The sequence below is a fragment of the Chromobacterium phragmitis genome (genome assembly GCF_003325475.1).
Taxonomy (GTDB): Bacteria; Pseudomonadota; Gammaproteobacteria; order Burkholderiales; family Chromobacteriaceae; genus Chromobacterium; species Chromobacterium phragmitis.
The window spans coordinates 348841-364022 of sequence record NZ_CP029495.1 but is presented as its reverse complement, the minus strand read 5'-3'; the positions used below and the strand labels follow the sequence as shown (position 1 = coordinate 364022).

General features: G+C 67.6%; 14 protein-coding genes. 11 read left to right on the top strand and 3 right to left on the bottom strand.

Translation table 11 applies throughout. The annotated features are described in order from the left end of the window. Window positions 1-41 precede the first annotated feature (41 nt). From DK842_RS01800 to DK842_RS23280, 11 genes are read left to right on the top strand one after another with little or no spacing between them, the layout of a single operon-like run. Window positions 42-3299, top strand: coding sequence for an amino acid adenylation domain-containing protein (locus DK842_RS01800; protein WP_114059828.1), 3258 nt, complete (start codon window positions 42-44; stop codon window positions 3297-3299). Next, entirely contained in the window at window positions 3271-3915 is a 645-nt protein-coding gene (locus tag DK842_RS01795; RefSeq protein ID WP_114059827.1) for a thioesterase domain-containing protein, read from the top strand. Before DK842_RS01800 ends, DK842_RS01795 begins: the two co-directional genes overlap by 29 nt. Further along, on the top strand, window positions 3912-4553 hold the full coding sequence (locus DK842_RS01790) for a phytanoyl-CoA dioxygenase family protein (protein WP_198414613.1): 642 nt from the start codon (window positions 3912-3914) through the stop codon (window positions 4551-4553). The genes DK842_RS01795 and DK842_RS01790 overlap by 4 nt, the downstream gene beginning before the upstream one ends. A 20-nt stretch (window positions 4554-4573) precedes the next feature. Continuing rightward, a complete protein-coding gene (locus DK842_RS23535; protein WP_198414612.1) occupies window positions 4574-4801 on the top strand; it encodes an acyl carrier protein in 228 nt (75 codons plus the stop codon). 8 nt (window positions 4802-4809) lie between these two features. Further along, window positions 4810-6192: a 2-isopropylmalate synthase gene (locus DK842_RS01785; protein WP_114059826.1), complete on the top strand. Its 1383-nt coding sequence runs from the start codon at window positions 4810-4812 to the stop codon at window positions 6190-6192. Further along, the gene (locus DK842_RS01780) at window positions 6179-6922 is read left to right on the top strand and encodes a class I SAM-dependent methyltransferase (RefSeq protein ID WP_114059825.1); all 744 of its coding nucleotides are present in this window, start codon (window positions 6179-6181) and stop codon (window positions 6920-6922) included. Before DK842_RS01785 ends, DK842_RS01780 begins: the two co-directional genes overlap by 14 nt. A 47-nt stretch (window positions 6923-6969) precedes the next feature. Then, entirely contained in the window at window positions 6970-8451 is a 1482-nt protein-coding gene (locus tag DK842_RS01775) for a class I adenylate-forming enzyme family protein (protein ID WP_114059824.1), read from the top strand. A 4-nt stretch (window positions 8452-8455) separates the two neighbouring features. Next, window positions 8456-10066, top strand: coding sequence for an asparagine synthetase B family protein (locus tag DK842_RS01770; RefSeq protein ID WP_168194798.1), 1611 nt, complete (start codon window positions 8456-8458; stop codon window positions 10064-10066). Next, complete coding sequence (locus DK842_RS01765; protein WP_198414611.1) at window positions 10063-11022, top strand: TauD/TfdA family dioxygenase; 960 nt, start codon at window positions 10063-10065, stop codon at window positions 11020-11022. The genes DK842_RS01770 and DK842_RS01765 overlap by 4 nt, the downstream gene beginning before the upstream one ends. Before the next feature lie 35 nt (window positions 11023-11057). Further along, window positions 11058-12290, top strand: coding sequence for an MDR family MFS transporter (locus DK842_RS01760; protein ID WP_114059822.1), 1233 nt, complete (start codon window positions 11058-11060; stop codon window positions 12288-12290). A gap of 5 nt (window positions 12291-12295) precedes the next feature. Further along, entirely contained in the window at window positions 12296-12994 is a 699-nt protein-coding gene (locus tag DK842_RS23280) for an alpha/beta fold hydrolase (RefSeq protein WP_168194779.1), read from the top strand. A gap of 162 nt (window positions 12995-13156) precedes the next feature. On the opposite strand, the gene DK842_RS01755 is transcribed toward DK842_RS23280, so the two are convergent. Genes DK842_RS01755 through minD form a run of 3 tightly spaced genes read right to left on the bottom strand, consistent with a single transcriptional unit; the run spans window position 13157 to window position 15163 of the window. After that, window positions 13157-14086, bottom strand: coding sequence for a LysR substrate-binding domain-containing protein (locus tag DK842_RS01755; protein ID WP_114059821.1), 930 nt, complete (start codon window positions 14084-14086; stop codon window positions 13157-13159). 3 nt (window positions 14087-14089) lie between these two features. Continuing rightward, window positions 14090-14347, bottom strand: a complete 258-nt coding sequence (minE, locus tag DK842_RS01750; protein ID WP_114059820.1) for a cell division topological specificity factor MinE — start codon at window positions 14345-14347, stop codon at window positions 14090-14092. A gap of 3 nt (window positions 14348-14350) precedes the next feature. After that, window positions 14351-15163 carry a septum site-determining protein MinD gene (minD, locus tag DK842_RS01745; RefSeq protein WP_114059819.1) on the bottom strand — a complete coding sequence of 271 codons (813 nt, stop codon included), beginning with the start codon at window positions 15161-15163 and terminating at the stop codon, window positions 14351-14353. Window positions 15164-15182: the final 19 nt, after the last annotated feature.

Here is a 15182-nt window from a genome sequence, read left to right as displayed (position 1 = left end):
GGTAGTCCGGAGTCTTGCAATTGAGTGCTTGAGGCGAAGCGATGAAATGGCCTGATGGGGTGCTTGCGACGGATGGCGTGGATTGGCCGTACCAGGACGTGGTCAGCCGGTTCGAGCGGATGGTTTCCCTCCATGGCGATAGAACGGCGCTGCGGTCCGGCGCGGACAGCCTGGATTACCGGACTTTGGATCGCCTCAGCGACAGGCTGGCGGCGGAGTTGGCCGCGCGCGGCGTGGCGGCGGGGGATTGCGTCGGGGTGGCGGGCCGCTACGGCTTGCAGACGGCGGTGGCGCTGCTCGGGATACTCAAGGCGGGCGCGCATTACGCTTGCCTGGACGAGGCGCTGCCCGGGCAGCGGCTGCGCGGGATGGCGGATCGCCTGGCCGCGCGGCATGCGGTGTGCGTCGGCGACGCCGGCGCCGCGCTGGCGGCGCTGGGCCTGTCCTGCCTGCGGGTATCCGATGTCCCGGGAGACGGCGCGGCTCGGCCTTCTCTGAAGCGCGGCGCGGAGGCCATCGCCTACGTCAACTTCTCGTCCGGCAGCACCGGCCAGCCCAAGGCCATCGCCTGCGTCGACCGCGGCATCGTCCGCCTGTGCGTCGAGCAGCCGGCGCTGGGGCTGGATGCTTCCACCGTCATGCTGGTCAATGCGCCGTTGTCGTTCGACGCGTCCACGCTGGAAATCTGGGGAGCGCTGCTGAACGGCGGGCAGTGCGTGTTCCATGGCGAGAGGCTGCTGAGCCCGGCCGGTCTGCGCGGCCTGATCCGCGGCCAGGGCGTGAATACCCTGTGGCTGACCTCGGCGCTGTTCAACACCATGGTCGATCTCGATCCCGGCTGCATGCAGGGCGCGCGCCAGGTGCTGGCCGGCGGCGAGGCGCTGTCGGCTGCGCATGTGCGCCGCGCGATGCGGGCGAACCCCGGCGTGCGTTTCATCAACGGCTACGGCCCGACCGAGAATACCACCTTCACCGCCTGCCACCTGCTGACCGAAGAGGATTTGCTGCGGCCGTCGCTGCCGATAGGCGCGCCGATCAACGGCTCCGGCGTGGCGATCTGCGACGCGTCGCTCCGGCCGCTGCCGTCCGGGCGGATCGGCGAGCTGGTGGCATTCGGCGCCGGCCTCGCCCATGGCTATCTGGGCAACGCCGATCTGACCGAAGCCAAGTTCCGGACGCTGGAGCTGGGCGGCGCGGCGCGGCGCGTCTACCTCACCGGCGATCTGGCGCGGTTGGGCGAGGACGGACTGCTGGAGTACCACGGCCGCATGGACAAGGAGGTCAAGATCAACGGCTTCCGCATCGATCTGGCCGAACTGGAGAACTTTTTCCGCGGCTGTCCGCAAGTGCGCGATTGCGCGCTGATCGACGTGGCGCATCAGGGCGGCAAGCTGCTGCTGGCGGCGATCGCGCCGGCGGACGCGAGCGGCGGCGAGGCGCTGGCCGCGCTGGAGGCCGGGTGGCTGGGTCAGCTGCCCCTGCACGAACGCCCGCACGCGTTGTTCGCGGTCGACGCGCTGCCGTTGACGGCCAACGGCAAGCTGGACCGGGCGGCCCTGCTCGAGCGGTGGCGCGAAGACGGCGCCGGGATGGACGGGTTCGATGCCGGCGAGCGGGGCGCGGCCGCGCTGTGGCGGCGCCATGTCGGCCATCCGCCGTCGTCGCGGCGCAGCGATTTTTTCGCGGATGGCGGCAACTCGCTGCTGGCGCTGCGCATGTTGGCCGAGGCCGAGCGCCTGCTGGGCGCGCGCTTGCCGATGGAGGCGTTCTACCAGGCCAGCCGCTTCGACGAGTTTTGCCGCTGGCTGGCAGAGCGCGGCGCGGGCAGAGCGCTGCCCGAGACCGCCGGCTCGGCCTTGATCCGGGTGGAGCCCGATCTGGCCGCGCCAGCCGAGGAACCGGAACTGGCGGCCGAGCTCGCCAGGCGTTTCCCGGAGCCGGACCGCGTGCGGCTGTTCCAGCACCGCGGCGATCTGTTTCTGGCCGGGGAGACCGCCGGCCTGGCCCCGGCATGCCTGAGGTGGCTGGCCGCAAGGCATTGCCAGGCGGTGGCGGCGCTGGCGGGGCGGCCGCTGGAGTGCGAGCTCAATCCGTTTCAACGCTCAATGGCGCTGGACGAGATGATCAACGGCAATCTGGACGGCAACTCGATGTTCTACCAGCTGAGGCCCGCCGCGCCCTGGAGCGATGAGAGGCTGCGGCGCGCGTCGGACGCCATCCACCGGCGCCATCCGCTGCTGAACGCCCGCGTCAGCCTGGAGGGCGAGCGTTTCGTCTTTCTGCTGGAGGAAGACGCGCCCGCGCCGGAGCCGATTTTCGACGAGGCCGGATACGCGGACGAGGAGGCTTTCCGCCTCCGTTACCTGCACCACCCCCATTCCGTATTCGAGCGGGGCTACCTGAGACTGGTCCGCGCCGAGGCGGCCGGCAAGCCGGTATTCGGGCTATGGCTGCACCATGTCGCCGCGGATGCCCATTTCATCGGCCGTTTGCTGCCCGAACTGCGCGCGGCGCTAGAGGGCGGCGGCGATTGCGGCGACGCCGACCTCAGCTTCGCGCAGCAGAACTGGCGGATCGCCCGCAGGCTGGAGAGCGGCCGGGACGAAGCTCGGGGCTACTGGGCCGGGTTGCGGCCGCGGTTGGAGAAGATGGGCGCGGACATGCCGCCGGGCCTGGTCGAGCAGACGTGCATGGCCGAGCGCGATTGCGCGGCTTCCCGCGCAGGGGCGCTGTTGAGCTGGGCCGTTTCTCGCAAGCAGGGGCTGCTGCCGGTGTTTTCGGCGCTGCTGCAGCGGGTGTGCGAGCGCGCGCTGTCATGGCGGCCGCGCCTGGTTTCGACCACGTGCACGCAGCGTGACGGCGGGATCAGCCCGGATGGGGCCGGCTGCTACATCAACCTGCTGCCGCTGGCGCTGGACCGGACCGACGGGGACATCGAGGCGGCGATCGCCGCCGCCGGGCGCGAGGCGCTGCAGGCCATGGCGGCGGGCTGCCTGCCCTACGAGGAGCTGGCGGAGGCATGCGGCGGCCTGGGCGGCAAGAGCGCGGTACTGATCAATATCGTCGAGGAGCGCCAGGACCACCCGGATGGCTGGGCGGAATCCTGCAACCAGCTGAAAGTGCGCCGCCCGCTCACCTTGACCGTTTTCCTGCGCGCGGGGCGCCTGGCGAGGCTGACGCTGGCCGGCAGGTTGCCGCCGCAGGCGCTGGAGTCGCTGCTGGACGGATTGCTGGCGGCTTGCGATTCGCTGCTGGACGAGGAGGGCGCCGATGTCCGCGACGATCTGGCTATTGCCTGACTTCATCGGCCATCCGCTGTGCTTCTCTGCGCTGGCCGCCAGGCTGGAGGGGCGGGCCGAGGCGCGGCTGGTCAGTTACCACCGCTACTGGCCGTATGATGGCATCGCCGGCCTGGCCCGGGCCGTGGCGGAGGACTGGCATGGGCCGGAGCCCGACTGGCTTGTCGGCTATTCCTTCGGCGGCCTGGTCGGCTGCGAACTGGCGAGCTTGCTGCGGGAGCGCGGCGAGGCGCCGCGCCTGCTGCTGGTCGACTCGCGGCTGGGTTCGGCGGGCGGCGGCGGCGCGACGGCGCTGGCGCAACTGGTGGGCTCGGACGCCTACGGCCAGCTGCGGCACAAGATCGAGCTCCTGGCCGCGCTGGGAGAGGTCGATCGCGATTGCGTGGAAGCCAATCTGCGCCTTTTCCCGGGCTACCGGCCGCCGCGGACTTTGCGCGACGCGACGCTGATCGCCGGCCGGCAGGGAGAAGAGCCATACAAATCGATGGCGCCTTGGCGCGCGTATCTGCCGGATGCGGGCCTGCGCCAGGTGGATGTCGCCCACCAGGACATGCTGGCCGACGCGTCGGCGCTGGAGGCGATTTTGTCGGTACTCGACTCAAGGGAGCGCGCATGAAGATTGTCAGGGGGTTGTTGTCGCCGAAGCACACCGCGGCGGCGCTGGAGTGGGTGATGGGCCGGTCGGAGCAGCCGGCGGGGGCGTTGGAGCCGGAGTTCGACATTTGCGACGACGAGCGCCGGCTGGCCAAGAAGATCCGCAAGCTCTACTGGGCGGACCAGCCGTTCTGGGACGCATGGCTGGCGGAGAGCGGGCTGGACGGCCTGTGCCGGCAGGTGCTGAAGAAGCCGAAGCTGATCAAGCACGCGGCTTTCATCAAGCGGGGCAGGGACGAATCCTATATTCCGCTGCACCAGGACATCGCGCTGTGGGAGCGCAAGTACCGGAGCGCAGTCACCTTCTGGGTGGCGCTGACCGAGGCCAAGCGCGCCAACGGAGGGATGTTCTTCTACCCGGACAATTCGGTGGTGTACCGGCATGTGCTGGACATCCGCTACCCGATGTTCAAGTGCATCAACGAAGAAGAGACGCGGGTGGACATGACGCGCATCGTCGACGCCGAGCTGGACGCCGGCGACGTGCTGCAATGGGACGCGGCCACCGCCCATGGCAGCCATGCCAACGAGAACGGCCTGCTGAGGGTGGGCATGCCGCTGGTGTTCGTCGAGGAAGACGAATACGAAGGGTTTATCTGAAGTCTGTAAGGAGAGACGCGATGGAGCAATGGATCATCAAGCATCTGCAGGAACTGTTGGCGGCCGAATCTATCGCCGCTGAGGACATCGACGACCACCTGGTCGCGCTGAGGGGGCATTCGCTGAAGATGGTGACTTTCCTGGCCCGCTTCGCGCGGGAATTCGGCGGGGCGCCGAAAATCATGGATTTTCTCGAGCGCCCCTGCCTGGCCACGCTTAGCGCGGCGCAGCCCGTCACGCAATCCTGAGGCATCCCATGCAGCCCAAGATCATCGATTGCACCCTGCGCGAAGGGGTGCAGGCCAAGCAGTGCTCATTCGACATCGAACAAAGCGCGTTGCTGGCCAAGCGGATTTCCGCCTTCGGCATCGACATGCTCGAGTGCGGCCATCCCATGATTTCCGAGCGGGAAATCGCCCGGGTGCGGGCCGTGGTGGCAGCGTCGTCGGTGCCGGTGCTGGCACATTCCCGCTGCCAGCTGAGCGATATCGACGCGGTGCTGGCTGCCGGCGCGCCATGGATCGGGCTGTTCGCCTCGATCAACGATATTTCGCTGCGCACCAAGTTCAAGCATCTGGGCAAAGATCAGGTCGTCGCCCTGTTCGAGCAGGCCATCCGCTATGCGAAGCGCCACGGTCTGTCGGTGCGGGCGACGGTAGAGGACGCCGGCCGCACCTCGGTCAGCGACCTGGTCTGGCTGATCCGCACCGCGAAGGAGAGCGGGGCGGACCGGGTGTGCTTCGCCGACAGCGTCGGCCAGTTGCTGCCGCTGGAGACTTACGACGTGTTGTCGCTGCTGCGGCATGAGTTCCCGGACGTGGTGTTCGAGCACCATGTCCACAACGACCAGGGGCTGGCGCTGGCCTGCTCGCTGGAGGCGCTGCGCGCCGGCGTCAACTGGCTTTCCACCAGCTGCAACGGCATCGGCGAGCGCGCTGGCATCACCGACACCTTCCAGCTGGCCACGCTGCTGCACACCCGGCACGGCCAGCATCGCTTCCAGTTGAAGGAGGCGCGCAAGCTTTCGCAGCTGGTGGAGGTGTTCAGCCGCATCGTCCGCTCCCCGATGCAGCCTCTGGTCGGCGAAAACGCCTTCGTCCACGTGGCGCGGCTGCACCAGTTGGCGATGCTGGAGGATCCGCAGGCCTACAGCGTGATCGACCCCGCGCTGATGGACGGCCACGTGGCGCTGGAGAAGGACGCGCCGCTGAGCGAGCAGGACGTGTTCGCGCAGCCGTTCGAGAAATCGGCCACCGAGCTCAAGTACCACCGGCATGGTCCGGGCCGGCGCTTCGTGATGCTGGACCACAGGCTGGTGCCGTCTTCGCCGTATTACTTCATCGCCCGCAAGGTGGACGAGATCGCGCCGACCGAGCCCGGCCACGTCGACAGCCACATCCACCGTTGCGACTCCGTGTTCATGTTCCTGGGCGACGGCGATGGCTACCAGGGGCTGGAAGTGGAGGTCACGGTGGGCGAGCGGCGACGGACGCTGCAAAGCCCGGCCACCGTGTTCGTCCCGGCCGGCTGCCGCCATACTTACCGCTTCCTGTCCGGACGCGGCACCTTCATCAACTTTGTCAACAACGGCAATTACAACCAGAGCCTAATCGAGATCGACGACCATGAAACAATTTGACCTGCACGCCGAAGCCTACAACATTGTCCGCGGCAAGATCGCCTATCCCGAAAAGCTGTTCCAGACGCTGTCCGCCGCTTGTTCCGGACAGGAGGCCGCGCTGGACATCGGCTGCGGCAACGGCGTGTCCACCATCCGCCTGGCCGATTACTTCTCCCACGTCGAAGGCGTGGATCTGGGCGAGAACCTGATCGAAAAAGCCAAGGCCAACTACCCGGCGCTGCGCTTCAGCGCCAGCCCGGCCGAGCAGTTCCAGGCTGAGCGCCGCTACGACCTGATCACCAGCGCCACCTCCTTCTACTGGATGGACCGCCAGGCCGTGCTCGGCAAGATGGGGCAATGGCTGAAGGACGGCGGCGTGTTCTGCGCCTACAAGTACGATTTTCCCGTGGTCTACGGCCCGTTGCGCAATTTCATCGAGCGCGAGCTGGTGACCAAGTGGGCGAAGCACCGGGACGACCGTCTGGTCAACTATGACAACACCCTGGAGCTGATCCAGGCTTCCGGCGTGTTCTCCTCCGCCGAGCGCCACGTGGTGTCCAACATCATCGAGCTCAGCCCCAGGGAGGTGGCGCTGTTCTTCCTGTCCACCAGCTATGTGACCCGCTACATGGACCAGGAAGGCGGCGCGGGCTATGTCGACGCCTTCATTCGGGCGGTGGAGGAAATCGATCGCGGCGACGCGGTCAAGGTCAACTTCGACATCCACGCCTTCATCGGCCGCCGCTGAGCGGTGCGGGCGATAGGAACGGTCGGCGATAAAAGGTAGGGAGGATCATGCTCGGCGATTTCACTTCACTGGACCAGGCGGTGGCGCTCACTGCGGCGCGCAGCCCCGATAAATGCTTCGTGCTGGATGCGAGCCGGCCCGGCGCGGAGACGAGCCACAGTTACCGGCAGGCGAACGAATTGATCGACTCGCTGGCCGGCCAGCTGTCTGCGCTGCCGCGCCAGGCGGTGGGCGTGCTGTTGTCCACCCGCTACGAGTGCCTGTGCCTGATTTACGCGGTGATCCGAAGCGGGCGCGACGTGGTGCTGCTCGACCCGGAGTGGGGCCTGGCGGCGAAGAACGCCGTCATCCGCGAGATGGGGCTGCGGCATCTGCTGAGCGCGGAGCCTTGCGTCGACGCCCTGTCCGAGCTGTGCGTTCCGCTGGACTTTGATCGCCCCGCCGACGGCTTCGCCGCCGATGAGGCGCTGTCCGCGCGCAGCCGGGTGGTGGTCTTCACCTCAGGAACCACCTCCAAACCCAAGGGCATCGAGCTCAGCCAGGCGGCGATGCTGTACGCCTACCGGCTGGGCGGGCAGTGCCTGGGACTGGGGCCGCACACCCGCTCCGGCTGTTTCTATCGCGTCAGCGGGCTGGGCATTCTCGGCATCCATTTCCTGTTCCCGATCCTGCATGGCGGCAGCACGGTGATCCTGCCCCAGTTCGCCTACTTCGACGTGGCCGCTTTCTGGCAGCTGGTGAAGCAGTGGCAGGTCAATTTCCTGTACATCGTGCCGCCGATCGCCAATTACATCGTCAAGGAAGGGCAGGCGCTGGAGCAGCCTTTCGGGGCGGACCAGCTGCTGTGCGTGGCCGGGTCGGCACGGCTGGATGCGGAGATCCAGCGCCGCTTCCAGCAGGCGTTCGCGCCGCTGGCCAACATCTATGGCCTGAGCGAATGCGGCTTCGCTTTCCTGTTCGGCCATTTCGACGGCCGGCGTTACACCCACTCCGTCGGTCCGGCGGTCGGCTTGCAGCTGAAGCTCACCGGCGAAGACGGCCTGCCGGTCACGGAGCCGATGCGCCAGGGCCGGCTGCATGTGAAGACTGCCAGCCTGTTCGAAGGCTATGTCAACAATCCGGGGCTGACCGCCGCCGTGGTGAGCGACGGCTGGCTGGACACCCGGGACCTCGCCTATTTCGACGCCGACGGCTGCTGCTACATCGTCGGCCGCTGCGACGGCACGATCAACAAGGGCGGGAATCTGTTCCACCTGGTGGAGTGCGACGAATTGCTGCTGAACCACGAGCAGGTGATAGAGGCGTGCAGCCTGAAGGTGGATTGCGAGCTTTACGGCGAGGACTACATCGCTTTCGCCCGGGTCAAGCCGGAGCAGGGCGCCGCCGGCCTGCAGGACTTCCTGTCCCGCGAGCTGGGCGTGGCGCGCGCGCCGCGCCAGGTGGTGCTGTGCCCGGGGGAGCTGCCGCGCAACGGCGCCGGCAAGTATGACCGCAAGGGCCTGCTGGCGCTGGCCGGCGTGGAGGGATAGGGCCATGTGCGGCATTCTGGGATGTGTGTCGGGACGCGTGGACGGCGCGCTTTTCGACCGGGCGCTGGGCGAATTGGAGCACCGCGGTCCGTTCGACCGCGGGCAGGCTGAGGCCGGCCTGCTCCGGCTAGGCATGACGCGGCTGCCGATGTCCAGCCGCGACGACTATCCGCTGCCGCCTCGCGTCGACGGCTGGCTGGCCAGCTATAACGGCGAGATTTACCGCGGCGCGGTCGGCGGACTGCCGGCCGAGGTCGGACTGCTGATCGACGCGCTGCGCGAGGGAGGAGACTTTCCCGACGGCATGTATGCGTTCGCGCTGCTGGAGCCGTCCGGCGCGAGGCTGCATCTGGGGCGCGACGCGCTGGGTATCAAGCCGCTGTACTACTGGCACGATCCGGATCGGGGCGAGTTCGCCTTCGCGTCCGAGCTGCCGGCCCTGCTGCGGCTGCTGGGGCCGCGCAAACTGGACCGCGCATCGGTGGCCGACGTCGCGGCGACCGGCGCGGTGCTGGGCTATCGCACCATGTTCGAAGGCATCCGGCTGCTGCCGCCGGGCACTCTGCTCAGCCTGGACATGTGCGAGCCGCACCGGGCGCCGCGCCTGAGCCCACTGCGGACGGCGGCGGCGGAGCGGGAGGAGGCGCTGGAGGAGGCGCTGGCCAGCTCGGTCGCGAAATGCTCGCATACCTTCCGCGATGTCGGCCTGCTGCTGAGCGGCGGCATCGATTCCAATCTGCTCAACTCCTACCTGCCGGACGGCGCGGCCAAGTTCCATGTGGAAGTGGCCGACAGCGGAGACCATCCGGGCCAGCAGCGGGCGCTGCATGTGTGCCGGGTCGCCGGCGGCGATTTCTGGGCGCTGGCCCGGCGGGCGGTGCGCAATTTTTCTGCGCCGACGCGGATGTCCAGCATCCTGATGTACCAGGAACTGGCCGAACTGGTGCGCCGGCACGGCTATTACTGCGTGTTGCTGGGCGAGGGGGCGGATGAGCTGTTCTGGGGCTATCCCCGCCACCTGGCCATGGCCGAGAGCGGCTTCGAGCTGACGCCGCGGCAACTGGCCGCCCAGTATTTCGGCGACTTCTCCGCCAGGGCCGCCTGGCTGGCCCCGGAGCTGGAGGCCGCCGCCCTGGCGCGGGTGGACGAGGCGACCGGGGAGATGTGCGCGGACGGTTTGGACGAAGCCGTCTGGCGTTTCGATCTCCATTACTCGCTTGAGCCGCTGCTGAGGCGGGCCGACCACCTGCTGATGTCGCAAACCATAGAGGCCCGGCTGCCTTTCCTTCATGGGGGCGTGCCCGCTCGGGCGCGCGGCCTGGGGCGCGCCAGGCTGGAGGGACTGAGGCAAAAGGCGCCGCTGCAGGAACTGATCAGGCGGCGGCTGCCGAGTTACCCGATAGAAAAAAAACGCCACTTCCGGCTGCCGTTCTCGCAGTGGCCCGGGGTGGTGGACGAGATGCGCGGCTTTCTGTCGAACGGGCTGGACGCGCTGCATGGGCTGGGGCTGGCCCGCCTGTCGCCGGACGCGGTGCGGAGCATGGCCGCAGGCGACGCCTTCACTTTGACAACCCTGCTGTTGTGGCGGCAGGCTTTCGCGGAGCATTTGCAATGAATGACTGGCACCAAAGGCCGAAGGCCTGGACCGGCGATGCCGCCATCCGGCCCGATGCCGCCTTGTTGGCCGATATCGAATACTCGCTCGTCGCGCTGGCCGGCGGGGATGACGCTGCGCTGTTGCAACCGCGGCTGCAGGCCTGCCGCGCTGCCATCCACCGCATGCTGGAGCAGGGGAGCGGCGCGCTGGCTTTCGCCAGCCCGACGCTGCGGGACTTGCCGCGGCAGGCGTTCTACCGGACCTTCCAGGCCTGGTGCCGCTGGCTGGGCATGCCGGTGCCGATCAACCTGCGCGGCGACACGCTGAAAGAGGTGCGGGACGAGGGCGTGACCGACAGCCTGATGGCGCCGCAGCGCGGCCACATGACCAACCAGGAGCTGGCTTTCCACTCCGACCGCGCCGACGTCACCTGCCTCGCCTGCTGGTCGCCGGCCGCCAGCGGCGGCGAATTCCGCGTGGTTTCCTCGTCTTGGGTGGCGGAGTGGATCGCTGATAAGCATCCTGATCTTTCGGCGCTGCTGACCCGGCCCCTGCCGCACGATCTGCGGGGGGAGGGCGGCGAGGATTACGTCCAGCTGCCCATCCTGTCCGACTCCGGGGCCGGCTTCGTTTTCCGCTATATCCGCAAGTTCAACGAGTCTGTGCTGCGGCACGGCATCCAGCTACCGGCCGACGCGGTCCGCCTGCTCGACGCGGCGGATGAGGCGGTCAATCAGCCGGGCATCGCCGCCGAAGTGGTATTCGACAAGGGCGTGGTGGCGCTGTGCAACAACCACACCACCTTGCATTCGAGACACGCCTTCCGCGACGACGAGGCGCACACGCGCTGCCTGCTGCGGTGCTGGCTGGCCAGCGAGTACACCCGGCCGTTGCCGCCGGCGTTCCTGCCGCTGTTCCACGATGTGCGGGCCGGCGTGTTGCGCGGCGGCGTGAGGCAGGCCGCTACGGCGTGAGCCGCGCGGCGAAACCATCCTGATTTGGAGCATTCATGGCGAGTGTGTTCACTTGGCAGCGTTTCCGCGGCCTGACTCCGGAGATCCACCTGGTTCTGGCCGGCACCTTCCTGGTCCGGATGGCCTACTTCATGGTGTGGCCGTTCCTGGCGGTGATCCTGTACCGCAAGTTTCATCTGTCGGCGACCAGCATCGGCATGATGTTGACCTGCGCCAGCCTGCTGGGCGCGGCAGCGGGGCTGATGTCCGGCTACCATTCGGACCGGGTGGGGCGCCGGAAGGTGATCCTGGCCGGCTGCGCGCTGGGGGCGATCGCATTCTTCGGGCTGGCGCTGGCCGAGCATCCCGCTGTCTACCTGCTGGCGATAGCGGGAGTCGCGATAGGCAACGCGCTCCTGGAGTCCACGTCCAAGGCGCTGCTGGGAGACAAGATCGCCGATGCCAGAGACAGAGAGCTGGCGTTTTATGTCCGCTACTTCATGATCAACGCCGGAGTGGCGGTCGGCGCGCTGATCGGCGTGTGGCTGGGGCTTTCCGGCAAGCAATGGGCGTTTTCGGTCACGGCCTGCGTCTACGTCGGCTACTGGCTGCTGCTGGTGGCGAAGCTGCGCGACAGCGCGCCGCGGGCGCCGCAGGCGGGACGCGCCAGGCCGGGTTTCGCGGCGGCCTGCGGACAGGTGTTTCGGGACCGGGTATTCCTGTTGCTGCTGCTGTCCAATGTGGCGATGGCTTTCGTCTACGCCAATTTCGATTCCAGCCTGGTGCAATATCTGACGCGCAGCCGGGCGCCGCAGTTGATGGCGATGATCAGCACGCTGGTGGCGGTCAACGCGGCCACCGTGATCTTCGGCCAGTTCCCCATCTTGCGGATGATGGAACCGTTGCGGCCGCGGCAGCGCATCGTGATCGGCGTCGCGTTGATGGGCGCGTCGCAGTTGCTGTTCGCCGCGGCGCCGGTAAGCAGCCTGGCGGCGTTCATCCTGGCGACGTTCATACTCAGCGTAGGCGAGCTGATCGCCTTCCCGACTTTCAGCGTGGAGGTGGACCGCAATACGCCGGATCATCTGCGCGGCACGTATTTCGGCGCGTCCAATCTGTACAGCCTGGGCACGGCGCTGGCGCCGGTGCTTGGCGGGCTGTGCCTCGACCATTTCGGGGGCGGCGCGCTGTATCTTGGCCTGGCGGCGGTGTGCGCGCTGGTCGCGCTGTTCAACCGCGCCGCGTCCGCCGAGCCAGCCTTGAGCCCGGCCCGGCAGGCGCAGGAGTAGGCGCCATGCGCTGGGCTGCCAGCTGCATCGCGTTCTCCGGCTTTTTCCTGCGCCGGGAGGCGTGGTCGGCGGTGGAGGCGCGTTTTGAGCGTTTCGTCTGCGTGGATGCGATGCGAGATGATCCCCAGCTGGGCTTCGCCGCCTACTTGGAGGCGGCGCAGCGCGCCTTGCTGGAACTGCCTCCGCCCTATCTGCTGCTGGGGCACAGCTTCGGCGCCGTCCCGGCCCGTCTGCTGGCGCAGCGTCTGGTGCCGGAGCGCGTCCGGCTGGCGTTGATCTCGGGCTTGGCCGTCGCGGACGGGCAGTCTGCGGCCGAGGCCTACCAGGCCACGGCGCAGCGGTCGATGTCGGACTTCTGCCGGCTGGACGCGGCGCAGGGGCGGGTGGCGCTTGTCGACCAGGAGGCTTTCGCCGTCCGGCTGCACGCGCCGGATCCGGTTCCAGGCCATTCGCGGCTGGCCGGCTACGAGCCACTGTCCCTGCTGGTGGAAAGCCTGCCGCTGCTGCCGCTGGCATGCCCGCAGCACTACGTGCTCTGCCTGGATGACCAAATCGCCGACGCGTCCTCGCAAGCGGCGTCGGCGGAGCTGGCGGGCGCGCGCCGTCTGGAGCGCAGGGGCGGGCATATGGGGCCGCTGCGGGAGGTCGGCTGGCTGGACGAGGTATGCCGGGGTTGGCCTCAATGCCTGCCCGGCTTTTTCTGATGGCGGCCATTCCCAGCGAATGCAGGGCGCGAAGCATGGCCCGCGGCGGCGGCGGCGTCCGCCGCCAGGAAAGTCGGGCGAAGAGCGGTGCTCGAAAACTCAGCCCCTAGCCGCCGGCCAATGTGAAAACGCCGCCCGGGAGGGCGGCGGTTCAGTCAAGCTTCAGCGCTCGCCTTCCAGCATGACGACGTCGGGCAGGCCGGAGCGGAACACCGCCTGCCGCAGCGTCTCTATCGCCTTCTTGCGGAAGAACTGCTTGCGGGTCACCAGCAGCACGCGGCGCTGCGGCGCGGGCGCGTCGAAAGGGATGATGGACAGCAGGGATTCGTCGCCCGGGCCGATGGAGGTGGCCGGCATCACGGTGACGCCCATGCCGCTGGCCACCATGTGGCGTATGGTGTTCAGCGAGCTGCCCTGCAGCGCGCTGGCCAGGTTGTGGCCGTGGTTCTGGCGGCTGGACAGGTCGCTGCAGGTTTGCAGCACCTGGTCGCGGAAACAGTTGCCCTGGGTGAGCAGCAGCACGCTTTCCTCGGCCAATTGACAGGGCTGGACCGCCGGCTGTTTTTCCCAGGGATGGCCTTTGGGCGTGGCGACGACGAAAGGCTCGTCGTACAGCGGCCAGGCCTCGATGCCGGTTTCCTCGAAAGGATCGGCGACGATGATGGCGTCGACCTCGCCGCGCTTGAGCATTTCCGCCAGCCGGGAGGTGTAGTTCTCCTCCAGGATCAGCGGCATGTCCGGCGCCAGGATGCGCAGCGCCGGAATCAGCTTGGGCAGCAGATAGGGGCTGATGGTGAAGATCACCCCCAGCTTCAGCGGCCCGGCCAGTTCGTTCTGGTGCTCGCCGGCCAGGCGCTTGACCGCCTCGGCTTCTTCCAGCACGCGCTGGGACTGCTCGATGATGCGTTCGCCTATCTCGGTGACGGCCACTTCCTGGCCGCCGCGCTCAAACAGGGTGATGCCCAGCTCGTCTTCCAGCTTCTTGATGGCGATCGACAGCGTCGGCTGGCTGACGAAGCAGCTCTGGGCCGCGCGGCCGAAGTGGCGCTCGCGCGCCACCGCCACGATATAGCGCAGTTCGGTCAGCGTCATGGCTTAGCGTTGGTGTTCCGGCAACACGATGTTGACTTCCAGCACTTCGTAGTCGTCCTGGCGCTCCACCTGAACCTTGATGTCTTCCAGATTGACGGCCACGTACTTGGAGATCACTTCCATCAGTTCGCGCTGCAGCGCGGGCAGGTAGTCGGGCGCGTGGCGGCCGTTGCGCTCGTGCGCCAGGATGATCTGCAGGCGTTCGCGGGCGATGGCTGCGGACTTCTGGCGCTTGCCGAAAATCATATCGATCAATGACATGGCTTAACCTCCGAACAAGCGCTTGAGAATGCCCACCTTGGGCGCCTCCAGGAAGCGCATCGGGCGCTCTTCGCCCATGAAGCGGGAGATTACGTCGCCGTAGGCGTCGGCCACGTCGCTGCCCTTAAGATGGATGGCGGGGGTGCCGGAGTTGGATGCCTGCAGCACGCTCTGCGATTCCGGAATCACGCCGATCAGCGGCACGCGCAGGATTTCCTTCACGTCGTCCACCGACAGCATTTCGCCCTTGTCGACGCGTCCCGGCGAGTAGCGGGTGATCAGCAGATGCTCCTTCACCGGCTCGCGGCCTTCCTCGGCGCGCTTGGATTTGGACGACAGGATGCCCAGGATGCGGTCGGAGTCGCGCACCGACGACACTTCCGGGTTGGTGACGATCAGCGCTTCGTCGGCGAAGTAGAGCGACATCAGCGCGCCCTTCTCGATGCCGGCCGGAGAGTCGCAGACGATGTAGTCGAAGCCGGCGTCTTCCAGGTCCTTCAGCACCTTCTCCACGCCTTCTATGGTCAGCGCGTCTTTGTCGCGGGTTTGCGACGCGGGGAGGATATAGAGGTTGTCGCAGTGCTTGTCCTTGATCAGCGCCTGGTTCAGGCTGGCTTCGCCGTTGACCACGTTGATCAGGTCGTACACCACGCGGCGTTCGCAGCCCATGATCAGGTCCAGGTTGCGCAGGCCGACGTCGAAGTCGATCACGGCAGTCTTGTGGCCGCGCAACGCCAGGCCGGAGGCGAAGCTCGCGCTGGTGGTGGTTTTGCCTACGCCACCCTTGCCGGATGTCACAACGATGATTTTTGCCACTTGGCTTTCCTTTGGAAGT